We start from the raw sequence: 22545 nt of genomic DNA on the forward strand, positions 1-22545 counted from the left end.
TCGTGCCGCCCTTCAGCGAAGGTGCGCGGCAAGAGCCTCCGCCACCGCCTCCGGCCTCTCCAGCAACGGGAGATGACCGGTGTCCGGAACCGTCAGCACCCGGCAGCCGGGCACCTCGCCGCGCAGCAGCTCCGCGTTGGCGGTGAACGCGGGCATGTCCTCGGTGCCCACCACGGCCAACGTCGCGGCGGTGATCGTACGCAGGTCGGCGCGGGTGTGCCGGTGTGCGGTGAGCGTGTCCATGGAGCCGTCCGCGAGCTCGGCCCAGCGGTGCCGGAGCACCGTACGCCGCACCGACGCGCGCAGCTCGGGGTGGGACTCGGTGCCGCGGAAGATGTCCGGGGGCGAGGCCATCCACAGATCGGTCAGCTGCTCGCCCGGGCCGGTCATCCGGTACAGCATCATCAGCTGCTTGTAGCGCTGCTCGGCGGCGGGCTCGTTGGCGGTCCCGGCGAGCGTGGGCGCGGCGACGACCAGGCGGTGCACCAACTCGGGGTGCTGCATGGCCAGTTGCAGGGCGCTGGTGGAGCCGAAGGACAGGCCGGCCACCCGGCGGGCGCCGGTCGTCTCGGCGACCTGGGCCAGCCGGTCCGCCAGCCGGGGCAGCGTCAGACCGGGCGGGCAGGGGCCGGACCCCCCGTGGCCGGGCAGGTCCACCCCGATGTGCCGCCAGCCGGGCAGCAGCTCCCACAGCGGCCGCCACAGCGTGGAGTCCATGGTGTAGCCGTGCAGCCACAGCACCGCGGGGCCGCTGCCCGACTCGGTCAGGTGCAGTCCGTGCCCGGTCATCGTGTCCCTCCGAAAGCGGGCGGTGCGGCGGGGAAGTCCGCGCAGAAGTCGCGGAAGGCGATCACCGGTGCGTCCCGGCCGTCCAGGCGCTCAGGCGCGCCGGGGACCAGATGCTCCCAGATCACCTGGTCCTCGGCCAGCGCCTTGCGGCTGCCCGCGATCAGTGCGGGCAGGGTGCCGCGCTGGTCGTCCCGGACGCCGATGGCGACGCGGGCGGTGCAGCCCTGGGGCGTGGGCACGGCGCCGGTGACGATGATGTGCACCTCACCCTCGGGGCCGAACTCGGTGACCACCACGCCGGGACTGTAGGCGCGGGCCAGGAAGCGCGGACGGTACTCCCAGCGGACCGTGTTGGTGCGGATGGCCTGCCAGCGCACCTCCTCCTTGTGCCGCTCGTCCCGCCAGGGCGAGGTCTGCATGAGGAACTCGCCCTCGACGACCAGCTCCCCGCTCGGTCCCGGAGCGGCCGTCCAGCCGCGGACGCCGGGCACCATGTGCACCGCCTTGAAGTGGTCCGCGTCGAAGGCGTTCTCCACCACGTAGGCGCTGTCCACCGCGACGGGCAGGGTGACCGCGGGCACCAGCGGGTAGTCGGCCGCGTACCTCTTGACCGCCTGTTCGAATCCCCGGTCGCCCGCCGGATCGCCGGTGAGCCGCGCGAAGACGGCGTCTCCCCACAGCAGCACCGGATACTCGGCCACCGACCAGGGCCGCGCCGGATCGCCGAGTGCGATGCGGCGGCCGTGGAACGGGCACACGAGGCAGTCCTTCTCCCGCCGGCCGCCGTAGCCGAGATGGGCACCGCGGTGCGGGCAGGCCGCGTCGAAGACACGGACCCGGTCGTCCTCGCGCAGCGCGACCAGCGCGCGGTCGCCGACCGCCAGCGGGGTCGGTTCGGCCGGCAGTTCGGAGCGGAAGGCCAGCAGGTACCAGCCGCTGTGCACGGCCGGCCGCGGGGTGGCGGTGTACGACGTCATCGGCGCACCGCCTCAAGGACCTGGGCGGCGGCGAGTTCACCGCTCAGCAGGGCGCTGCCCAGCCAGGGCAGTCCGCTGCCGCAGCGGGTGGCCTCGCCGGCGAAGAAGACGGTGCCGGCGACGGGTTCGGCCCAGGCCGAGGCGGCCGCTTCGGCGCCGACCAGCGGCGCGCAGAAGCCGCCGCCGCTGAGCGGATCGGCGCCCCAGTCGGCCGGGACCACCCGGGTGATCCGGGCGTCCGCGGCCCACGGCAGCGCGGTGCGCAGCATCCGCAGCAGCGTCTCCTGGTCGGCGAGCGCGGCGCGGACCGTGCCCGCCGCCGCGGCCTTGGCGACGACCACGACCTCGGGCCGCCCCTCGGTGACCCGGAGGAAGCCCATGCGGCCGTCCACGTCGAGCGTGACGGTGCTCGCGGGCGCGGGACGGTCCAGGGTGACGATCGCGCAGCAGGCGTCGCCGAGCGGCAGCCGGGCGGCGGCGGCGTGCTTGGCCGCGGGCAGGCCGGGCAACCCCAGTCCGCCCGCGGTGACCACCGCCGGCGGTACGGTCACCACGGCGGCGGCCGCCGTCAGCGTCCCCTCACCGGTGTGCGCGCTGATGCGGCCGGGCCGGTGGCGCACCTCGCGCACCGGGCTGCCGAGCCGCACGTCGAGCCCGTCGGCGAGCAGCGCGGGCACCGTGCCGAGCCCACCGTCGACGGTGTACTCACCGGAGCCGCACAGGTCTCCCCGCTGGGCGGCGGCCAAGGCGGGGGCGCTGAGCCGGTCCGGCTCGGCGGCCCAGTTCTGCCGGAACCACTCGGTGGCCGCGGCGTGTTCGGGCCCGGTCAGGCCCCGGCCGCGCAGCCAGCCGCCGACGGACAGCCCTGCGGGTCCCGGGGCGGCGTGCAGCTGCGCCTCGACCAGCCACGGCGCCCGGCGGCCACGGCTCAGCACGGCCATGTCCCGGCACTCGCCGTCGAGGACGACCTGGGCGGCGGTGTCACGGGGCAGCGGCCTGATCCGGCCGGCGCCGGCCAGGGCGTGCACCGGGTTGCGGTCCCCGTGCACCACCTGGGCGCCGAGTTCCAGCGGCGGTCCGCCGTCGTCGGGGTGATGGGTGCGGACACGGCCGCCGAGCCGCCGCCGCGCCTCGTGGACGACCACGGCCAGCCCCGCGTCGTGCAGTCGCCGGGCGCAGGCGAGGCCGGCCGCGCCGGCGCCGATCACCAGGATGTCGGTTTCCATCAGGGGCCTTCGGTCGGTTCGGGTGCGTCGCTCGGCCCGAGGCGCAGCGGAAAGGCCGTCAGGCGCCGCGGTACCAGGGTGGGTTCGAAGGAGGGGGGCAGATCCGGGCCGCGCAGGTCGGGGAAGCGCGTCAGCAGCCGGGCCAGCAGCGCCGGCAGGACCTGCCGTACCAGTGCGGCGGCCAGGCAGAAGTGCGGGCCGGCGCCGAACGCCAGGTGCGGGTTGGGGGTGCGGTCGGGGACCAGCCGGTCGGGGTCCTCGAAGACCGCGGGGTCGCGGTTGGCCGCGGCGATCACCGCCAGTACCCGGGCCCCGGCGGGGACCCGGCCCCCCGGGAGTTCCACGGACTCGGTGGCGACGCGGGCGGCGAACGGGATCGGTGCTTCCAGCCGCAGCAGTTCGTCGGCACAGGTCCGGGCGAACTCCGGGTCCCCGGCGATCCGCCGGCGCACCGCCCGCCCCTCGGGCAGGAGCCACAGCAGCCCGTTGCCGACGGTCTCGGCGAGCGGCTGCCAGCCCCCGATCACGGCCAGCGAGAGGATGCCCAGCATCTCGTGCCGCTCCAGCCGTCCGTCGGCGGCGAGCGCGGCGAGCGGTGAGGTGCGGTCACCGCGCTCGGCCAGCGCGCGGGCGTGGGCGTCGAGATAGTGGGTGAGGGCGCTCGCGGCCAGCCGGCCACGCGCGGCCTGCGCCGGAGGCGCCATCGGGTCCAGGTTGACCGAGGCGGCGCGGGCCAGGTCGGTGAACACGGCGTGTTCCCCCGGCGGCAGCCCGAAGAGCCGGCCGAAGACGGCCGTGGCCAGGGGCGTACCGAGGTCTTCGATCGCGTCGGGCTCCCCGCCCCGCGCGGCGAGGCCGGACAGCACGGTGTCCACGTCCTGCCGCAGCCCGCCCGCGACGGAACGCAGGGCGGCCGGACCGAGCAGCAGCCCGCCCGGGGCGCGCAGCCGGTGGTGGTCCGGTGGGTCGGTGGTGAGCATGGACACCGGAAGCCGGTCGTCCCTGGCCCGTTCCCGCTGGCCGAGCGCGGCGGAGAAACGCGCGTCGCGCAGCAGCGCGGCGCAGGCGGCGTGTCCGGTGACCAGCCACATCCCGGAGAACCGGTCGTGGTGGACCGGGGCGTGGGTCTGCAGCCAGCGGTAGGCCGGGTAGGGGTCGCGCCGCCCCGCTGGGGCGAACGGATGGACCAGCGGTTCGGGCAGGTCCACGGCGGTGGTCATCAGCGGGCTCCCCTCGGAGAACGCCGGGTCCGGCCGCCTCGGGGGGATGCGGCCGGACCCGGCGGGTGTTGCGATCGGTCAGCGGACCCTGGGGCCGCGCCAGCGGAAGGTCATGGCGGTCAGCACCAGGCCTGCCAGGGCCCAGAGCCCGAGCACCAGGGCGATCCGGGACAGCTCCCAGGAGTGGGCGGGTTCCACGGCGGTGAAGGAGTCCGGCAGGAACACCGAGCGGAATCCCTGCGCCATCCACTTCACCGGGAAGAACGCGGCCACCGTCTGGATCCAGTGCGGCAGCTGGTTGAAGGGGAAGAACACCCCGGAGATGAACTGCAGCACCATGAAGACGGGGGTGACGATCGCCGACGCGGAGCGGCTGTTCGGGATGGCCGCGGCGTACGCGCAGCCGATCAGCGCGCAGGCGACGGTGCCCAGCGCCAGGTCCCAGCCCAGGGTGGCCCAGCGCTCGGGGCTGCTCGGCATCGGCAGCCCGAACAGGCCCCAGGCGATGCCCAGCAGCAGTGCCGTCTCCAGCACGGTGGTCACCACGACGCGCGACAGCTTGCCGATGAAGTAGGCGGACTTGGGCATCGGCGTCATGGCCAGCCGCCGGACCGTGCCGGTGTCGCGTTCGATGGCGACGTTGATGGCCAGCCCGGAGAACGCGGTGCTCATGACGCCGGCCGCGATGATCCCGGCCATGAAGACCTGCTTGAGGTCGGTGTCGGTGCCGGCCACCTTGCCGCTGAAGATCGAGCCGAACACCAGCAGCAGCAGCACCGGGAACATCAGCGTGAAGACCAGCGACTGCTTGTTGCGGAAGAAGGCCTTGAGCTCGACGGACGAGCGTGCGGCACCGGCCCTGAGCATGCCCGGCATCCGCACCGAGCGCCGGGCGTGCCCGGCCTCGTGGCCGGGGGGCCTGGTGCCGGCGGCCTCGCCGGAGGACGCGGTGCCGGAGGAAGCGGTCAAAGTCATCGGGTGGCCTCCGCTTCGGTCGCCGCGGACGAGCCGATCAGGTTGAGGTAGATCTCTTCGAGGGTGGGCCGGTGCACCCGCAGTTCGGGCAGTTCGCCGACGCGCGCCTCGCGGGCCCACGGCAGCAGCACCGAGAGCAGGGCGGTCGGGGTGTGGGTGTGGATGCGCTGCAGCCCGTCGGCGGTGGGCGCCTCGGCCTCGGCGCCGTCCGGCAGCGGGGGCAGCCCCCGTCCGGCCAGTTCCGGCGGGATGCGGAAGGAGACGGTGGCGGGCGGTCGGGCGCTCCCGCCCAGCTCGGCGATCGGCCCGCACTGCACCACCTGTCCGGCCACGATCACCGCCGCCCGGCGGGCCAGGGCCTCCGCCTCGTCCAGGTAGTGCGTGGTGAGCACCGTGGTGCGGCCGCGGTCGGCGAAGTAGCGGACCAGGTCCCACGCCTCGCGCCGGGCCACCGGGTCGAGACCGGTGGTGGGCTCGTCGAGGAAGATCAGGTCCGGGTCGCCGACGATACCGACGGCCACATCGAGCCGGCGGGCCTGGCCGCCGGAGAGGTCGGTGCTCTGCTTCTTCGCGTGCTTGCCGAGGCCCACCATGTCCAGGACCTGGCCGACCGGCAGCGGGTGGGGGTAGAACGCCGCGAAGTGGGCCACCACCTCACGTACGGTCAGATCGGTGTAGGCGCCGGTGGTCTGCGGGACCACCCCGATCCTGGCGCGCCACTCGCGCCGGTCCTCGGCCGGGTCGCAGCCGAGGACCCGCACGTCGCCGTCGGTGCGCCGGCGGATGCCCTCCAGGATCTCGACGGTCGTCGTCTTGCCGGCGCCGTTCGGCCCCAGCAGTGCGAAGACCTCTCCCGGCTCGACATCCAGATCCAGCCCGCGCACGGCATGCCAGTCGCCATAACTCTTGCGAAGGCCGCGCACGGTGATGGGGTTGTCCCCGACGGCGGTTGTCACCACGACTCCTCAGTAACTGGTGTGGCGGAACAGGTCGATCAGGTGCAGCAGGAGCACGGGCAGCAGCAGGACGTGCCACCGGCCGCGATGTCCGACAGGTCGCCCTCGCTGAGCTCAGCGGTGTCGATCTGCGGGGTCTCCGGGATGTGGAACTCGAAGCGGCCGGTCTCCAGGCCCGCCTCGTAGAGGTCCACCTGCTTCTCGAGGTTGCCCTCGTGCTCGCCCTCGGGGACCGTCGTGACGATGACGATCTCCGCCTCGGCGGGCAGCTCCAGGCCGGCCTCGGCCAGCGCCGCACGAGCGTCGGTACGCAGCCGGGCCGCGTACTCCTCGCTCGACCAGGCGCTGATGAGCGCGCGGGTGTAGCCGTTGACGAACTCGGCCCGCTTCCTCTGGTCCATAGCCATACGAACTCCTTGATGGATTCCGGATTCTTAGGCCGGCAGTTGTTTCCGCCTGCCGACGAATTAGAGATTCGCATGCCACGGAAAGGCATGCCAAGACCTCAGTTCCGGCCTCCGGGAGTAAGTATTGAGCAGGTCAGCGTGGTGCGATAGATTTTCATCGGAAAGCAGCCGTGAATACGCATTCAATTACGTAGGGAATGCGTATCGCGCGGCCCGGAGTACGTATTCTCCGTTTCGATTGCGTATCCGGCGTACGTATTCGGCCGGAGCCAGACCGCAGAGGGGGACGGTCCTCGACATGAGTCCGTATGCACAGCCCGGCGTACTGCCGCCGGGGCCGGGGGAGGTGGACCTGGAACTGATGCGGCGTTCGCCGCTGGCCTTCATCGAGGGGCTGGCCCGCGAGTACGGGGACGTCACCCGGCACCACGCCGACGGCGACACCGTCTACCTGCTCAACCAGCCCGAGCTGGCCCGGCACGTCCTGAAGGACAACGGCGCCAACTACACCAAGGAGGAGACGCCGGACGACCGGATGCTCCGTCCGCTGCTCGGCAACGGTCTGCTCACCAGCAACGGTGAGGACTGGGCCCGGCAGCGCCGGCTCACCGCGCCGGCCTTCCGCCCGAGCTCCGTGAAGACCTTCGACGGCATCGTCACCGAAGCCACCGAACGGATGCTGGCGCGCTGGCAGGGCGCCATGGCCTCGGGCACGCCGCTCGCGGTCGACCACCACCTGACCGCGCTGACCCTGACCATCCTCACCCGGGCCATCCTGGGCTCCGACATCGACGGCATCGGCGAGGGTTTCGGCAGCGCGGTCGACGCCGTCAACCGCTGTATCGGGCACTACGTACCCGATCCCGACCCCGACCCGGCGGACACCGCGCAGCGGCAACGCGGCTTCCAGCAGGCCAGGTTCTTCCTCGACTCGGTGACCCGCACCCTGATCGCGGCGCGCCGCGCGGGCGGTCCCGCGGGGCCGGAGAACGAGGCGACGCTGCTGGACCGGATGATGTCCAGCAGCCACCTGGTCTCCGACACCGACCTGCGGGACCAGGTGCTGACCATCGTCATGGCCGGGCACGAGACCACGGCGAAGGCCCTGACCTGGACCCTCTACCTGCTGGACCGTCATCCCGAGGAAGCCGCCCGGGTCCGTGAGGAGGCCGACCGGGTGCTCGGCGGCCGTCCGCCCACCGCCGCCGACCTGAACCGGCTGCCGGTCTGCCGGCGCGCGGTGATGGAGGCGATGCGGCTCTACCCGCCGGTGTGGCTGATCTCCCGGCGCGCGGTCGGCGCCGACGAGATAGGCGGCTACCGGGTCGACCCCGGCACGCTGGTCTGCGTCAGCCAGTGGGTGCTGCACCGTCACCCCGACCACTGGGAGGCCCCGGAGGCGTTCCGGCCCGACCGCTTCGACGGCGCCGACCTGCCCAGCCACCTCTATCTGCCCTTCGGCGGCGGCGACCGGATCTGCGTCGGGCAGCACCTGGCGATGCTGGAGGCGGTGCTGGTGCTGGCGATGCTGACGCAGTCGGTGCGGCTGAGCCTGGTCCCCGGCTTCCCGGTCGAGCCGGAGGCGCTGGTGACCCTGCGTCCCCGGCACGGCATGCAGATGATCGCGAGTCCCCGGTGACGGCCGCGAGCCGGGGCGCCGCGATCGGCGGCTCCTACGACCCGGCGCACACGACCGGCGGCGGACTGTCCGGCGAACTGGCCCGGCTGGAGGCACAGGCCGAGCTCTCCTTCGCCGAGGAACTGCACGTCCTGCGCGGCCTCGGCATCGACACCGCGGCGACGGTGCTGGAGCTGGGCGCGGGCCCGGGAGCGGTCACCCGCAGGCTCCGGGCCGCCCTGCCGGGGGCCGAGCTGATCGCCGTGGACATCGACCCGGAGCTGCTCGCCCACGCCGAGGGTGCCGCCGACCGGCTGATCGTCGCCGACGCGGCCGCCCTGCCGCTGCCCGACCACAGCGTGGACTTCGTCCTGCTGCGTTACGTCCTGCAGCACGTGGCACGGCCCGAGCAGGTGCTCACGGAGGTCCTGCGCGTGCTGCGCCCCGGCGGAGTCGTCGCGGTCACCGACGTCGACGACGGGTGCTGGGGGACCGCCCACCCCTCGTATCCCGAACTGGCCGGTGTGCACGCCCGGATGGCCGCGGCCCAGGCGGCGGCCGGCGGGGACCGCTCGATCGTGCGACGCCTGCCCGCGCTGCTCGCCTCGGCCGGCTTCGACCGGCCGGTGCTGCGGCCCTTCGCCACCACCAACGCCGACCACCCCACCGAGGCGTTCGCCCCCCATCTCGGACCCCAGCGGCTGGAACCGCTGGTCGCCTCCGGGGACCTGGGACTGCGCGAACTGGCTCTGGCCGCGGACCGCTGGAAGCGGTTCCGGACGGACCCGCTGGCCTGGGTGATGCTGCTCGGCTTCACAGTCGCCGCGACCGCTCCGGCCGGCCGCGGTCCCCGGAAGAACCACCGCACAGAAGGAGCCCCGAGTTGAACCCCAACCTCAAGATCTTCATCACCATCTTCTGCTACATCAGCGGGGTGGCCGGACTGGTCACCGCGGTGACGGACGCCGCCCACAAGCCCGCGCAGACCACGGCCGCGATCATCGCCGGAGTGATAGGCGTGGCCTTCCTGCTCGGCGGACTGGCGCTGACCCGCAAGCCGCGCTACTGATCCCCACCCCGTGCGCGGGCGGCCGGCCAGGAGCGCCGGCCGTCCGCGCACGCGCGTGTACGGCACCTGTCCGTACGGCACCCGCGCACACGGCGGCGGCCCGGCGGTCGTCCATGACGCCGCCGGGCCGCCGCCCGGACCGATGTGTTCCCCTGTTCCCCCCCGTTCCGCTGTGCCCGCCGCCTCAGCGCCCGGCCCGCAGCGGATTGATCACGCCGAAGGCCCCGGTCAGGGTGGACGGCGAGTCGAACGAGGCGCCGGGTCCGTGGGTGCGGCGGAAGCTGTCGACCAGCCCCGCGAAGGACGGGTCGGCCTTCGCGCGGTAGGCCGCCAGCAGATTGACCCGCTCCACGGTCGACAGCTCCTGCTCGGCACGCAACCCGTGGCTGCGGGCCAGCAGGAACATGCCCTCGACCGTGTAGCCGTCGTCCAGCCAGCTCTGCCACAGCGCGTCCCGGTCCGCCTCCTGACCGGTGAACCAGGCCAGCTCCCGGGGCCGCGGCCGGGTGGGGGCGGCCGCCGGCGGCACCGGTTCGGGCCGCAGCTCGATCCGCCGGCCGCTGATGTAGGCCACCGCCACGCCCTTGCGGACACAGAAGGTGAGTGCTTCGGCGGCGGTGTCCACGACGGCCTCGCCCCTGTCGTTGAGCGAGGTGTTGCAGAGAACGGGCACACCGCTCGCCGCGTGGAAGGCGGTCAGCGCCCGGTGCAACAGCGGGTTGGCGTCCCGGGTGAGGGTCTGGTGCCGCGCCGACCCGTCCAGGTGGACCACGGCGGGCACCCGGTCGCGGACCTCGGGCCGCACCTGGACCGCTTCCAGCATGTACGGCGACTCCCGGTCGCAGGCGAACCAGGCGCCGGCCTCCTCGGCCAGCACCACGGGGGCGACGGGACGCCACCACTGACGCTGCTTGTACGTGTTCAGCAGGTCCTTGACGGCCAGGGAGCGCGGGTCACCGAGCAGGCTGCGGTGCCCGAGGGCACGCGGCCCGAGCTCGGCCGGCCCGTCCGCCCAGGCGACCACGGAGCCGCTGACGTCCACGGCGAACTGCTCGGGGGAGAAGTCCGACACCGACGCGATCCACGGCTCGAACTCCTCCAGCGCCGCGTCGAGGTCGGTGATGTCGCGGCCGTGGTACGCGGTGTCGATCCGCAGTTCGGCGCGGTCCAGCACCCCTGTTCCGTACAGGCCGAGCAGGCCGAGGCCGATGCCCTGCCCCGAGTCGTTGGCGCAGGGCGGGGTGAGCAGGCCGCGGAAGCCGAAGTGGTCCATCAGCAGGGTGTTGGTGGGGCAGTTGAGCGCGTAGCCGCCGCTGGTGGCCAGATAGCTCTCCTGCGCACGCACCCCGCCGAGCTCCAGCAGCCGCTCGACGTTGCGCACCGCGACCAGCTCGGAGCAGCGCTGCACCACCTTCATCGCGGCGCTGCGCAGGTTGTCCTCACGGCTGAGCGCGCTGTCCAGCGCGCTGTCCGGCACGGCCGCCAGCTGACGCTCCGCCTCGGCGACGATCTCGCGGACCAGCGCGAAGGCGCCCTTCCACGGCTGGGTCGCGGAACCGCCGTGGAGGCTGAGCTCCTTGACGGCGCGTTCGGCGTCGAAGTCGATGGTGGTACGAGAGGCGGAGGCCAGCGCCATCAGCGAGCCCGGCTCCAGCCCGAAGAGCGTCTCCGCGGCCGTGTAGAGCGGTCCGGGAGACTCCACCGGCGCGAACCGGAGGTCTCCGGCACGGGAGACGCAGCCCGCGTACCAGTACGGGTTGGGCCGCTGCTCCTGGACGTAGTCCGGCAGCGCGTCCATGGCGAGCCCGACGATCTGCTCCTCGCGGAAGACCCGGGTGTCCCGCAGGATCCCGCTGAACAGGTGGGCGAGGCTGTGCAGCGGGAAGTCCTCGGCGCCCTCGGGCACCGGCACCTGCCGGGCGCCCGGCAGACCGGGCGTCCCCCAGGTGGCGCTGAGGTCCGACAGGCCGATGCCCTCGTCGGCGAGCAGCCCGCCGAGGAACGCCTCGGCGCGCTCCGGCGTGTAGAGCGGCCAGAAATGGTGCTTCTGGCCGCTGACGCGCTCCAGTTCCCACACCCGCCGCAGCGAGACCGCGTCGCCGCGCCGCTCCCACAGCGCGACATTCTGGTCGTGCCGCACGGAGAACACCGCGCCGGGTCCGGGTGGCGTCAGATAGCAGGAGAGGAAGTATTCCGTTGCGTCCGCTGCGCCGGTGTCCACCGCGAATTCCTCTTTCTGTCCGCCGAATGCCGAAGGATTGGGAAAATACGACAATGCGGCCATTGAATCATGCGCGGGAATGGGCGGTACATACTGAAATCCGGTGCGTGGATACGGCTTTCCGGTACGTACCGGGGGCGATCGAGGGCTACGCATACGGCGCCGTGCGGCGCGTGGTCCGGGGGTGTTCGCGGCGTGTACGTACGGTGCTGATCACCCCTCGTACAGGGTCAGTACCGCGCCGTCCACCTCGATGCGCCGGCCCGCTCGGAGGCCGTCGGTGCGCAGGGTGCGCAGACAGGTGTGGAACAGCTTCAGCTCGTCCGCGTCCAGGATCGCGGCGGCGAGGTCCAGCAGCGCGCTCACCGCGTCCTCGGTGAGCACCTGCGGCAGCTCGCCGGAGAGCAGGACGACCGATTCACCGGCGGGGCCCCGTACCACCGCGGTGGCCGGCCCGCCATGCACGAACAACACGTTCCCCCCAAGGAGCCCGGGGTCGTGCGGCTGTCGCTCCTCGGGCAGGACGAGAGACTAGCGGGGGATCTCGGTCCATTCGGGCGCAGTTGCAATTTTTCCGGCGCGGGCTCTGTCGCGGCCGGCCGGGTTACTTCTCCGGTGCCGGCCCCGCGGAGCGGCCCAGCAGGGACTCGACCAGGGCGGCGACGTGCCGGCGGTCCTCCGCCGACAGCTGCTGCACGCTGGCGATGAGCAGGTCCACCTCCGGGTCGGCGGCCCGGGTGGCGGTGCGGTCGCCCTCCTGGCCGGCCGGGGCGCCGTAGACATGGATGCCGCAGGCCTCGGCCGCGGCGCGGCGCACGGTGTCGAGCGGCAGCTGGAGTCCCTTCGCCAGGCCTTCCAGCGTGGTCGCCTGGGGCATGCGGACGACCCGGTCGGTGGTGGCCAGGTGGTGGACGGTGGAGCGGGGTACGCCGCCGCGCCGCGCCACGTCGCCGTAGGACCAGCCCTGGCGGTCGAGACGCTCACGGATCAACTGCTGCAGTGCGTTGGCCACCGAAGTCCACTTCCTGCTCGCCGCTCGACCGGACCGTCCCTGTCGGCGCCGATTCTACGGGCGGGTAGCCGGGCCGCCGAAAGGGTGATTCACCGAACGGGTTGCGGAGCGGCACCGCGAGGGCCTAGTGTCCAATCTCGTTGGACAGTCCGTCCGACCAAGTTGGACAGAGTCCGGGGGGAACCTGACTCTCTCCGACCGGAACCGCCTGTTTCCCGAGGGGGAATCGACCCATGTTGAACGCTCATGAGCTCGAAGCCGAGTCCGCGGAGCTGCTGCCCGGCCGTGAGGCACTCGGACGGCTGAAGTTCAGCTTCGGCAAGACGGTCAACGTCACCAAGCACGTCGCGAACATCAGCGCCCACAACGAGTCGGCCGCCCTGAACGACCACTCCTCGTGGTCCGTGGCCGACTCCGGCGCCTCCCAGAGCATCAGCGTCACCCAGTAACGCCCGCGCACCACCCGACCGACACACCACGAAAGGAACACCACCATGAGCATGGACATGCGCGAGCTGGACGCTGAGGCCGCGGATCTGCTGCCGGGCCGTGAGGCGCTCGGACGGCTGAAGTTCAGCTTCGGCAAGACGGTCAACGTCACCAAGCACGTCGCGAACATCAGCGCCCACAACGAGTCGGCCGCCCTGAACGACCACTCCTCGTGGTCGGACGCCGAGTCGGCCGCCCAGCAGACGATCACCGTCACGCAGTAGCGACGACGACCGCGGGGGCGGACCGCTTACGGGCGTGCGGGGCGGTCCGCCCCCGCGGGATTGCCGGGGGGGAAACGGCAGCACGTGGGGGGAGACCACATATGACGGTGCTCGGGGACGGGCCCGCGCTCTACGACACCGGCCCGGTACCCGGGCCCGGGGGCTGGCCGGTGACGTACGAGCAGGTGACGACGGGCAGCCTGCCGACCGTCGCCACACCGGCACGACCGGCACCGCGGCTCAGCGCGGGGCTGCAGCTGCACGGCGAGTACCAGGGCTCGGGCTTCACCGAACCCAAGTACATCGCCCGTCGGGGGGACGGGCAGGTCGTCCAGCTGTCACGGCTGCTGTACCTGGTGGCGTCGTCCGTCGACGGCATGCGCGACGCCGACACGATCGCCCACCGGGTCAGCGCCCGCTACGGCCGCGAGGTCAGCGGTGAGAACGTCCGCTACCTGCTGGAGAACAAGCTCCAGCCGCTCGGCGTGACGGTGCCCGAGGGCCAGGAGGACGACGAGGTCGACGCCCCGCGCTCCGACCTGCTGCTCGCCCTCAAGGGCCACCGGGTGATCTTCGACGAGCGCCGTACGGCACGGATCGCCGGCGCCCTGGCGTGGCTGCACCGGCCGGCCGTGGTCGCCGCCGTGCTGTTCTCGGCGGTCGCCCTGGACGTCTGGCTGTTCGGCTTCTTCGGGGCGATCGAGCCGGTGCTGGAGGTGCTGGACCAGCCGGTGCTGATCCTCGTCGTCTTCGTCCTCACCGTGGCCTCGCTCGTCTTCCACGAGTTCGGCCACGCCTCCGCCTGCCGCTACGGCGGCGCCCGGCCCGGCTGCATCGGCTGCGGGCTGTTCCTCATCTGGCCGTCGATGTACACCGACGTCACCGACGTCTACCGGATCTCCCGCGCCGGCCGGCTCCGCACCGACCTCGGCGGCGTCTACTTCAACGTCGTCTTCATGCTCGCCATGGCCGGGGCGTACTTCGCCACCGGGGCGCAGTTCTTCCTGGCCGCCGTCTACCTCGGGCACTTCGAGATCCTGGAGCAGCTGATGCCGGCCGTCCGCCTGGACGGCTACTACATCCTCGGCGACCTCGCCGGAGTGCCGGACCTCTACGGCAAGATCAAGCCGATCCTGCTGTCCCTGCTGCCGGGCGCGAAGGGCCGGGTGGCGCGGACCGAGGTCGCCGGGCTGAAGAGGTCCGCGCGCACCATCGTGGCCGCCTGGGTGCTCACCATGGTGCCGCTGATCGTCGGCGAGATGAGCTACGCGCTGTGGAACCTGCCGCGGATCCTCACCACGATGGTCCGCTCGCTGACCGAGCAACTCCTCGGCACCGCCGGCGCGTTCGCGCACGGTCAGCTCGTCGCCGGGCTCGTCGGGGTGATCGGCAGCGTGATGCTGCTGTGCCCGATGGCCGGTGTCGTCTACCTCTCCGTGAAGATCGGCGGCCGGCTGTTCCGGGCCGCGAAACGCGCCACCGCCGAACGCCCCGGGCTGCGCCTCGCGCTGTGCGTGCTCGTCCTCGCCGCACTGACCGGGCTCTCCTACGCCTGGGTGTCCGGCGCGACGCCGAAGCCGCTGCCGAAGAAGCCCCCGATCGCACCGATCCTGCAGCCCGGCGTGCCGACCGAGGAGCCCGCGCCCAGGCAGGCCTCGACGCCGTCCCCCGGCAGCCACGGCACGTACGGCACCGGCGGCGGCACCTCCGCCTCGCCGTCGGCGGTGCCGGGGGCCTCCGCGTCGGTGCCGGGGCACGGCGCCTCGCCGGCGGCCCCGGCAAGCGCGTCCGCCGCCGCGCCGGTGTCCACGGCGTCGGGCCCGGCGCCGGCCGAGCCGACCGGCACCCGGTCCCCGGAATCCTCGTCCGGTGGCTCCACCGGGAACCCGGCCCCGCCGCCCACCAGTGCGGACCCGACCCCGCCCGCCTCGCCGACCCCGTCGGAGAGCGTGCCCGCCACGGCGACCACCAGTCCGTCGCCCCCGCCGTCCGGCGACTCGCCCGCGCCGGCGTCGTCCTGACGGCCCGTCCGCTCCCCGGAGGGAGCCCCATGACACTCGTGACCTCACAGGAGATTCCATGAGCAGCCACCGCAAGGCACGCTCCAGCAACCACCCCCTGACCCGGCAGGCCCTGCGGGTCGGCCTTCTCGCCGCCGGCTTCGCCGGTGTGGCCACCGCCGTGCCGGCCCAGGCGGCGACCGGCGCGGCGCACGCGGCCTACGCGTCCGACCACGTCTTCACCCACGCCGACCGGGCCCACCACACCCGCACCCAGGACTCCTTCACCGTCCGCCAGTTCGGCACCGCCGACGCGGCGGGCGTGCGCAACCAGGCCAACGCCGTCTCCGCCGGCTGCTCGGCCGACGACCACTGCCGGTCGGTCGCACTGTCCTTCCAGATCGTCACGGTCGCGGGCGAGCACACGCATCTGAACGCCTCCAACTACAGCGACGCCGCGAACAAGGAGTGCACCGGCTGCCAGACCCTGGCCGGCGCCTACCAGTTCGTCGTCTCCACGCCCACCGCCTTCGGCCTCGACGCCGCCACCCGGCAGCACCTCGACGACATCCACCAGCGGCTGGACGCGCTCACCCGCTCCACGCTGCCCGCGGCCGAGCTGAAGGCGCGGGTGGACGGCCTGGCGGGGGAGGTGAGCACGGTCCTGCGGGACGCCGTCGCCCACGCGCCGAAGGCGGACGCGGAGCCCACCGTCACCCTGCACCGGCACCTGGACGGCTGGCCGGGCCACTGACCGCCGCGCACCCGCAGGGGCGCAGCGCACCCCTGCGGGGGCGCGCTGCGCCCCGTTGACATCGGAATGCCCCCGGCGGAGACTCGGTGCCCGCGTGATGGTGAAAGAAATTTCACCAGACGAACCCCGGCGCGGTGGGACGTGCTCGGACACCGTGGAGTCGACCCGAAGGGGCGGACCGGATGCGTACCACCGTCGGGATCATCGGCGCGGGACCGGCCGGACTGCTGCTCGCCCGGCTGCTGCACCGCGCCGGCATCGACTCCGTGGTCCTGGAGAGCCGCGACCGCGGCCACGTCGAGCACCGGCAGCGCGCCGGGATCCTGGAGCAGGGCACGGCCGACGTGCTGCGGGCCGCCGGGGCCGGGGAGCGGATGGACCGGGAGGGCCTGCGGCACGACGGCATCGAACTGCGCTTCGACCGGCGCCGCCACCGCGTCGACCTTCCCGCCCTGACCGGCGGCCGCTCGGTGATGGTGTACGCCCAGACGGAGGTCTGCAAGGACCTGATCGCCCTGCAGCTGAAGGAGGGCGGGCCGCTGCTGTTCGAGGCGGAGGCGCTGGCGGTGGAGGGCGCGGCCGGCGACCGGCCGCGCATCCCGTTCCGGCACCAGGGCCGCGAGGACGTGCTGGAGTGCGACTACGCCGTCGGCTGCGACGGCTTCTGGGGCGTGGCCCGGCGGGCCTTCCCGGCCGCGCTGTCCCGCGTGTTCGAGCGGACGTACCCCTACGCCTGGCTCGGCGTCCTCGCCGACGTCCCGCCCTCGCACGGCGAACTCGTCTACGCCCGCCACGAGCGCGGCTTCGCCCTGCTCTCCATGCGCTCCCCGTCGGTCTCCCGCCTCTACCTCCAGGTGCCCCCCGGCACGGACACCGCCGAGTGGCCCGACGACGCGATCTGGACGGAGCTCGGGCGGCGCCTGGAGACCGACGACGACTGGCGGCTGGAGCGCGGCCCCATCACCCAGAAGTCGGTCACCCCCATGCGCTCCTTCGTCCACGAGCCGATGCGCCACGGCCGGCTCTTCCTCGCCGGCGACGCCGCGCACATCGTCCCGCCGACCGGCGCCAAGGGGCTGAACCTCGCCGTCGGTGACGTCGTCACCCTCGCCCGCGCCTTGGTCCACGAGAGGCGGACCGGCTCCCCGGACCTCCTCGGCACCTACTCCGCGACCTGTCTGCGCCGCGTCTGGCAGGCCGAGCGGTTCTCCTGCGACATGACGACGATGCTCCACCCGGCCCCGGACGGCACCCCCTTGGACGCCCGCCTCCAGCGGGCCCGGCTGGAGCGGATCGCCTCCTCCCGCGCGGCCGAGACCGACCTGGCCGAGGCGTACACCGGGTTTCCTCTCGGTTAGGTCGCAGGTTCGTCAGGGAATGCGATCAGCCGTGGCCGGGAATCACCGGCCGACGTACCGTGTTGCGCAGCACGGCAGGGGAAAGATCCTCCTCAGGTATCACGATCGGTCCTTTGCCAATCCGTTACTCTTGAGCCAAGGCTGCGCAAGGTAGCCATGGAGGAGTGAAATGAGGAGCAGTAACCCGGTCTTCTCGCGACGGGGGTTCAGCCGCGACAACGGCTACGCCGGCTTCAACACCGCACCGCAGGCCGGGTACGCACAGGGCAACCCGTACGCGCAGAACCCGTACGCCCAGAACCCGTACACCCAGTCGGGTGCCCCCTACGGCGCCCCGCCGCAGGCCCCGGCCACCACCGACCGGATGACCATGGACGACGTCGTCGTCCGCTCGGCCATCACGCTCGGCACCGTCGTCGTCGGCGCCGTCCTCGCCTGGGCGCTGCTGCCGGTCACGACGACCAGCTACGGCCTGGCCGTCGGGTCCGCGATCGTCGCGTTCGTCCTGGCGATGGTCCAGAACTTCAGGCGCACCCCGTCCCCCGCGCTGATCCTCGGGTACGCCGCCTTCGAGGGCGTCTTCCTCGGGGTCATCAGCGAGATGTACAACAGCCGCTGGAGCGGCGCCCCGTTCCAGGCGGTGCTCGGCACCATGGCGGTCTCGGCCGCGACCCTGCTGGTCTACAAGGCCGGCTGGATCCGCGTCACCGCCCGCTACGCCCGCATCGGTATCGCCATCGCCATGGCGTTCCTGGTGGTCATGGCGGTCAACCTGCTGCTGGTCGCGTTCGGCGTGGCCGCGGACGGCGGGCTGCGCAGCTTCGGCCCGCTCGGCGCGCTCGTCGGCATCGTCGCGATCCTGCTCGGCGCGTTCTTCCTGACCCTCGACTTCAAGCAGATCGAGGACGGCATCGCCTACGGCGCCCCGCGCAACGAGTCCTGGCTGGCCGCGTTCGGTCTCACGGTGACCCTGGTCTGGATCTACCTGGAGATGCTGCGGCTGGTGGCGATCTTCACCAACAACGACTAGCGCACGTACCGCTCGTGCGAGGGCCCCGGAGTTCCGCTCCGGGGCCCTTCGCCGTCTAGAGCAGCTTGCGCGCCGCCCTCCTCAGGTCGTACTCGTGGATGATCGCCTTCGCGTGGCCGTACGCGAGGTCGTACTCGTGCCGGAGCCAGCTGACCTTCTCCTCGAAGCGGAACAGGGCGGGGCCTTCTTCTACGGTGCGCAGCCAGTCGGAGACTTCACGGCCGGTGCAATGGGGGATGCGGGCGAGCAGATTACGGTGGGTCTCCTCCGAGAAGAGCTGGGACATCGGCGCCTCCGAACGCAAAGGGGATGTAAGCCGGTCCTTCACGTCACCGTGCCTGAGCGTTCGCGTATTGGCAACAGTGCGGCACGTTACGCTCGGCGCGTGGTTGATACGACGCCCTTGACGCAAGCAGTGGATCACTTCGCCGACCGCCTGCGCGCGGCGCCGCAGAGCCGGCTCCAGCGGGGCGCCGCGGCCGAGGCCCTGGCGCTGGCCAGGGAACTCGCCCGGCGGGCGCAGGCTGTCGAGGAGCCGGGGAGTGAGCCCCGGGAGATGCCGGACGCGGGGATGTTCGCCGCCGCTGATCAAATCCTCGTCGCCGCGCACGACTTGGCGCTGGTGCTGCGCAGCGACGACGAAGTCGCCGAAGCGGTGCGGGTGGTCGAGGAGGCGCGGGGGAGGGCGGGGGTCTGAGCAGCCGTTACAGGGACGCGATGACCCTGTCGGCCAGGATGTAGACCATGTCCTCGCCGCAGGCGAAGGTGAGGGTGTAGGCGCCGGAGATGCCGGAGCCGCCCAGCAGGTACGGGGCCTCGCCCGCCGCCACGGCGTTCGCCAGGCGTTCGGCGGTCTCGCGATGGCCCGGGGTCATGCACAGCGTGGTGCCGTCGGCGAAGACGTAGACGTCGAGGGTGCCCAGCGGGCCCGGGCGGACGTCGGAGAGCTCGACGTGTTTGGCGGCCAGCTGCTCCAGCGTGGTCACGGTGCGCTCGTGGTCGTTCACCGCCGGCGACTGCACCGGGACGAAGTCGGGGTGCGAGGGGTGGCGGCGGCGGGCCGCGGCCAGCTCCGGGGACTCCCCGGCGAACTCGTCGCTGTCGACGGTCGGCTCGGACACGGGCTCCAGGCCGACGAAGTCGCTCTGCCGGGGCATGAACAGGTCGGCCTCGGGCAGGCCGAGCAGCGTGGGCGTCTCGGAGGCGTCACGGGCCTCCTGGGCGGCCCAGAAGGCGCGTGCCTCGGCCAGCTCCCGCTCCCGCTCCTCGGCGAGCGCCTCGGCCACGGCGGCGCGTATCTCCTCGGCGTCGGAGTGGCTGCGGGCGTGCGGCAGCAGCGCGCGCATGGCTGCTGACTGGTTCTGCGCGAGCTGGGCCTGCAGCTCACCGAGCTGGCGGCGCAGCTTCAGAACGGTGCGCAGGACGGCGACGCCCACGGCGCCGGTGGCGGCCGTGGTGAGCAGCAGGGCGATCGGCATGGCGCTCACTGACGTACTCCCGGTTCAAAGTCGACCCCCGACTTCCTACATCAGCTTGAAGGGCGGACTATGCAGCTGTCAGTGCGTAACGTCACGAAACGGACAGGACTTTGGCTTCGTGTCGGGGTTGCGTACCGCGCTGACCTGCGCTGACCTGCACCGATGTGTCCGGCGAGCGAGATAGGTCACATCCTGGGTGAGATTGGATCACGGAAAGGCCCAGAACCTTGGGGCTTCCTCGGTTCCGGGCCGAATCCTGACGTGACGTACCTGGTCCGCTACGGACGGTGTGTCAGCTGAGGCGCTCGATGACCATCGCCATGCCCTGACCGCCGCCGACGCACATCGTCTCCAGGCCGAACTGCTTGTCGTGCCACTGCAGGGAGTTGATGAGCGTGCCGGTGATGCGGGCGCCGGTCATGCCGAAGGGGTGGCCGACCGCGATGGCACCGCCGTTGACGTTCAGCTTGTCGATGTCGATGCCGAGGTCCCGGTAGGAGGGGATCACCTGGGCGGCGAAGGCCTCGTTGATCTCGACCAGGTCGATGTCGTCGATGGTCAGACCGGCCCGCCGCAGCGCCTGCCGGCTCGCCTCGACCGGGCCGAGGCCCATGATCTCCGGGGAGAGGCCGGAGACGCCGGTGGACACGATCCGGGCCAGCGGCGTCAGGCCCAGCTCGCGGGCCTTGGTGTCGGACATGATGACGACGGCCGCGGCGCCGTCGTTGAGCGGGCAGCAGTTGCCGGCGGTGACGAGCCCGTCCGGGCGGAAGACCGGCTTCAGGCCGGCGACGCCCTCCAGGGTGACACCGGCGCGCGGGCCGTCGTCCTTGCTGACGACCGTGCCGTCCGGCAGCGTGACCGGGGTGATCTCGCGCTCCCAGAAGCCGTTCTTGATGGCCTGCTCGGCGAGGTTCTGCGAGCGGACGCCGAACTCGTCCAGCTCCTCGCGGGTGATGCCCCTGGAGCGGGCCAGGTTCTCGGCGGTCTGGCCCATCGCGATGTAGGGGTCGGGCAGCAGGCCGTCCTCGCGCGGGTCGTGCCAGGTGGAGCCGGTCGACTGGGCGGTGGCCACGGTGCGGGCCTCGGCCTCGGCGAACAGCGGGTTGTGCGTGCCGGGCATGTCGGAGCTGCCGTGGGCGTAGCGGGAGACCGTCTCGACACCGGCCGAGATGAAGACGTCGCCCTCGCCGGCCTTGATGGCGTGCAGGGCCATGCGGGAGGTCTGCAGGGACGAGGAGCAGTAGCGGGTGATCGTGCAGCCCGGCAGGTGGTCCATGCCCATCTGTACGGCGACGATCCGGCCGAGGTTGTGGCCCTGCTCGCCGCCGGGCAGACCGCAGCCGAGCATCAGGTCGTCGATGTCCCTGGGGTCGAGCTCCGGGACCTTGGCGAGCGCTGCCTGGATGATCGTGGCGGTCAGGTCGTCGGGGCGCAGGTCCTTCAGGGAGCCCTTGACGGCGCGGCCGATGGGGGAGCGGGCGGTCGAGACGATGACGGCTTCGGGCATCACGGCTCCATCTGGACGGGGTTTGCTTTTCGAGCAGGGCCGGTTGGGAAGTTACCGCCCCGTATGGCCCAGGTCACGGGTGTCGCCGTGTGACTCGTACCGCAATTTACTAAGCGCTTGCTTGGTGACCTGTCCCGTGCCTCGCCCCGAGCGGGCCCTGGGGCGGAGTCCCCAGGGGTGCGCGGCTCCGGGGCCGGAGCCCCAGGGGGTCACACCGAGGGACGTGCGGGCTCTGCTTCCGGCACCCGGCGCCGCCGCCTCCGCTTGAGCAGCGCCCACGGCCCCCGCGGTCCCGTCGGCATCGCCGCCGTGACCTCCGTACCGGCCTCCGACGCCGCCTCGGCCGCGGCGCGGGCGACCGGCAGGAAGCCCTCGCGACGGGAGACGTCCGGCCGTTCCTCCTCCGCCGGCCACAGGCCCAGCGCCGCGCACACCGTGGGCAGCACCGCCATGGCCGCGGTCGCGTACCCCTCGGCCGAGGGGTGGTAGTTGTCCGGCCCGAACAGCTCCCGCGGGTTCGCCTCGAACTCCGGACCCAGCAGGTCCCCCAGCGACACCGTGCGTCCGCCCTGCTCCACCACGCCGATCGTCTGCGCCGCCGCCAGCTGCCGGGAGGCCCGCCGGGCCAGCCAGCGCAGCGGCTGCTGCACCGGCTCGATGGTGCCGAGGTCGGGGCATGTGCCGACCACCACCTCCGCACCGGCCGTGCGCAGCCGTCGTACCGCCGCCGACAGGTGCCGTACCGAACGGGTGGGCGGCATCCGGCGGGTCACGTCGTTCGCGCCGATCATGATCACGCAGACGTCGGGGACGGGGACCGAGGACGACAGGACCAGACCCACCTGACGGTCCAGGTCGTCGGACTGGGCGCCCGGCAGGGCGACGTTCCGCAGTTCCACCGGGCGTTCCGCCACCGCCGCCAGCCCGGAGGCCAGCAGCGCGCCCGGCGTCTGGCCCGAGCGGTGCACGCCCTGGCCGGCGGCCGTGGAGTCGCCGAGCATGGTCAGGCGCAGGGGCGGTTCGCCGGGGATGTCGTACGCGTGGCCGTAGACGCCGTCGGCCACCGGGACGCGGCCGCCGCTGCCGTTGCCCACGTGCCGTCGCGCCAGATGCGCCTCCGCCAGCAGCAGACCGACGGCGGCCGCGCCGACCAGCCCGACCCCGCCACCGCCGTACGCCGCTCCGGCCGCGATGCGGCGGGCCACTCTCGCCCTCGACATGCTCGTCATGCG

General features: G+C 72.7%; 24 protein-coding genes. 10 read left to right on the forward strand and 14 right to left on the reverse strand.

Annotated elements, in window-relative coordinates; genetic code table 11:
• Positions 1–12 precede the first annotated feature (12 nt).
• The 7 genes from IE244_RS13135 to IE244_RS13165 form a co-directional block, all read right to left on the reverse strand.
• On the reverse strand, positions 13–789 hold the full coding sequence (locus tag IE244_RS13135) for an alpha/beta fold hydrolase (protein WP_191873650.1): 777 nt from the start codon (positions 787–789) through the stop codon (positions 13–15).
• Entirely contained in the window at positions 786–1766 is a 981-nt protein-coding gene (locus IE244_RS13140; RefSeq protein WP_191873652.1) for a Rieske 2Fe-2S domain-containing protein, read from the reverse strand. Before IE244_RS13140 ends, IE244_RS13135 begins: the two co-directional genes overlap by 4 nt.
• Positions 1763–2992, reverse strand: coding sequence for a flavin monoamine oxidase family protein (locus IE244_RS13145; protein ID WP_191873655.1), 1230 nt, complete (start codon positions 2990–2992; stop codon positions 1763–1765). Before IE244_RS13145 ends, IE244_RS13140 begins: the two co-directional genes overlap by 4 nt.
• Positions 2992–4212 carry a cytochrome P450 gene (locus tag IE244_RS13150; protein ID WP_191873657.1) on the reverse strand — a complete coding sequence of 407 codons (1221 nt, stop codon included), beginning with the start codon at positions 4210–4212 and terminating at the stop codon, positions 2992–2994. Before IE244_RS13150 ends, IE244_RS13145 begins: the two co-directional genes overlap by 1 nt.
• A gap of 78 nt (positions 4213–4290) precedes the next feature.
• Positions 4291–5187: an ABC transporter permease gene (locus tag IE244_RS13155; protein ID WP_229854072.1), complete on the reverse strand. Its 897-nt coding sequence runs from the start codon at positions 5185–5187 to the stop codon at positions 4291–4293.
• Positions 5184–6143 carry an ABC transporter ATP-binding protein gene (locus IE244_RS13160; protein ID WP_191873659.1) on the reverse strand — a complete coding sequence of 320 codons (960 nt, stop codon included), beginning with the start codon at positions 6141–6143 and terminating at the stop codon, positions 5184–5186. The genes IE244_RS13155 and IE244_RS13160 overlap by 4 nt, the downstream gene beginning before the upstream one ends.
• A 38-nt stretch (positions 6144–6181) precedes the next feature.
• Complete coding sequence (locus IE244_RS13165; RefSeq protein WP_229854073.1) at positions 6182–6550, reverse strand: hypothetical protein; 369 nt, start codon at positions 6548–6550, stop codon at positions 6182–6184.
• A gap of 298 nt (positions 6551–6848) precedes the next feature.
• Between IE244_RS13165 and IE244_RS13170 the strand changes: the two genes are divergently transcribed.
• The 3 genes from IE244_RS13170 to IE244_RS13180 are packed head-to-tail and all read left to right on the forward strand — an operon-like array spanning position 6849 to position 9237.
• Positions 6849–8189, forward strand: coding sequence for a cytochrome P450 (locus IE244_RS13170; RefSeq protein WP_191873661.1), 1341 nt, complete (start codon positions 6849–6851; stop codon positions 8187–8189).
• Positions 8186–9055, forward strand: a complete 870-nt coding sequence (locus IE244_RS13175; RefSeq protein ID WP_191873663.1) for a class I SAM-dependent methyltransferase — start codon at positions 8186–8188, stop codon at positions 9053–9055. The genes IE244_RS13170 and IE244_RS13175 overlap by 4 nt, the downstream gene beginning before the upstream one ends.
• Complete coding sequence (locus IE244_RS13180) at positions 9052–9237, forward strand: hypothetical protein (protein ID WP_031173002.1); 186 nt, start codon at positions 9052–9054, stop codon at positions 9235–9237. Before IE244_RS13175 ends, IE244_RS13180 begins: the two co-directional genes overlap by 4 nt.
• Positions 9238–9421: 184 nt before the next feature.
• Here the strand turns inward: IE244_RS13180 and IE244_RS13185 are convergent, their stop codons facing one another.
• From IE244_RS13185 to IE244_RS13195, 3 genes are all read right to left on the reverse strand, one after another.
• Positions 9422–11458 (reverse strand): carbamoyltransferase C-terminal domain-containing protein, encoded by a 2037-nt coding sequence (locus IE244_RS13185; RefSeq protein WP_191873665.1) that lies wholly within the window; start codon positions 11456–11458, stop codon positions 9422–9424.
• A gap of 213 nt (positions 11459–11671) precedes the next feature.
• The gene (locus IE244_RS13190; protein WP_229854074.1) at positions 11672–11923 is read right to left on the reverse strand and encodes a hypothetical protein; all 252 of its coding nucleotides are present in this window, start codon (positions 11921–11923) and stop codon (positions 11672–11674) included.
• 139 nt (positions 11924–12062) lie between these two features.
• Positions 12063–12470, reverse strand: coding sequence for a helix-turn-helix domain-containing protein (locus IE244_RS13195; RefSeq protein WP_191873667.1), 408 nt, complete (start codon positions 12468–12470; stop codon positions 12063–12065).
• Between the two features lie 233 nt (positions 12471–12703).
• On the opposite strand from IE244_RS13195, the gene IE244_RS13200 reads away from it, so the two are divergent.
• The 6 genes from IE244_RS13200 to IE244_RS13225 all read left to right on the forward strand — a co-directional run bounded on the left by IE244_RS13200 (position 12704) and on the right by IE244_RS13225 (position 18325).
• Positions 12704–12919, forward strand: coding sequence for a hypothetical protein (locus tag IE244_RS13200; RefSeq protein ID WP_031173011.1), 216 nt, complete (start codon positions 12704–12706; stop codon positions 12917–12919).
• 45 nt (positions 12920–12964) lie between these two features.
• Positions 12965–13183, forward strand: a complete 219-nt coding sequence (locus IE244_RS13205) for a hypothetical protein (RefSeq protein ID WP_191873669.1) — start codon at positions 12965–12967, stop codon at positions 13181–13183.
• A 101-nt stretch (positions 13184–13284) separates the two neighbouring features.
• Entirely contained in the window at positions 13285–15204 is a 1920-nt protein-coding gene (locus IE244_RS13210; RefSeq protein WP_191873671.1) for a zinc metalloprotease, read from the forward strand.
• Between the two features lie 58 nt (positions 15205–15262).
• Positions 15263–15937 carry a hypothetical protein gene (locus IE244_RS13215; RefSeq protein WP_191873672.1) on the forward strand — a complete coding sequence of 225 codons (675 nt, stop codon included), beginning with the start codon at positions 15263–15265 and terminating at the stop codon, positions 15935–15937.
• A gap of 182 nt (positions 15938–16119) precedes the next feature.
• Complete coding sequence (locus tag IE244_RS13220) at positions 16120–17295, forward strand: 4-hydroxybenzoate 3-monooxygenase (protein WP_191873673.1); 1176 nt, start codon at positions 16120–16122, stop codon at positions 17293–17295.
• Positions 17296–17464: 169 nt separating this feature from the next.
• Complete coding sequence (locus IE244_RS13225) at positions 17465–18325, forward strand: Bax inhibitor-1/YccA family protein (protein WP_191873674.1); 861 nt, start codon at positions 17465–17467, stop codon at positions 18323–18325.
• A gap of 55 nt (positions 18326–18380) precedes the next feature.
• Here the strand turns inward: IE244_RS13225 and IE244_RS13230 are convergent, their stop codons facing one another.
• The gene (locus IE244_RS13230) at positions 18381–18611 is read right to left on the reverse strand and encodes a DUF4287 domain-containing protein (protein ID WP_031173022.1); all 231 of its coding nucleotides are present in this window, start codon (positions 18609–18611) and stop codon (positions 18381–18383) included.
• Between the two features lie 99 nt (positions 18612–18710).
• Between IE244_RS13230 and IE244_RS13235 the strand changes: the two genes are divergently transcribed.
• A complete protein-coding gene (locus IE244_RS13235; protein WP_229854075.1) occupies positions 18711–19022 on the forward strand; it encodes a hypothetical protein in 312 nt (103 codons plus the stop codon).
• 7 nt (positions 19023–19029) lie between these two features.
• On the opposite strand, the gene IE244_RS13240 is transcribed toward IE244_RS13235, so the two are convergent.
• The 3 genes from IE244_RS13240 to IE244_RS13250 form a co-directional block, all read right to left on the reverse strand.
• Positions 19030–19812 carry a hypothetical protein gene (locus IE244_RS13240; protein WP_191873676.1) on the reverse strand — a complete coding sequence of 261 codons (783 nt, stop codon included), beginning with the start codon at positions 19810–19812 and terminating at the stop codon, positions 19030–19032.
• Positions 19813–20095: 283 nt separating this feature from the next.
• The gene (locus IE244_RS13245) at positions 20096–21313 is read right to left on the reverse strand and encodes an acetyl-CoA C-acetyltransferase (RefSeq protein ID WP_191873677.1); all 1218 of its coding nucleotides are present in this window, start codon (positions 21311–21313) and stop codon (positions 20096–20098) included.
• A 209-nt stretch (positions 21314–21522) separates the two neighbouring features.
• Positions 21523–22542 carry an SGNH/GDSL hydrolase family protein gene (locus IE244_RS13250; protein WP_191873678.1) on the reverse strand — a complete coding sequence of 340 codons (1020 nt, stop codon included), beginning with the start codon at positions 22540–22542 and terminating at the stop codon, positions 21523–21525.
• Between the last annotated feature and the right edge of the window lie 3 nt (positions 22543–22545).

Origin of the sequence: Streptomyces filipinensis (assembly GCF_014649495.1) — a bacterium.
GTDB lineage: Bacteria > Actinomycetota > Actinomycetes > Streptomycetales > Streptomycetaceae > Streptomyces > Streptomyces filipinensis.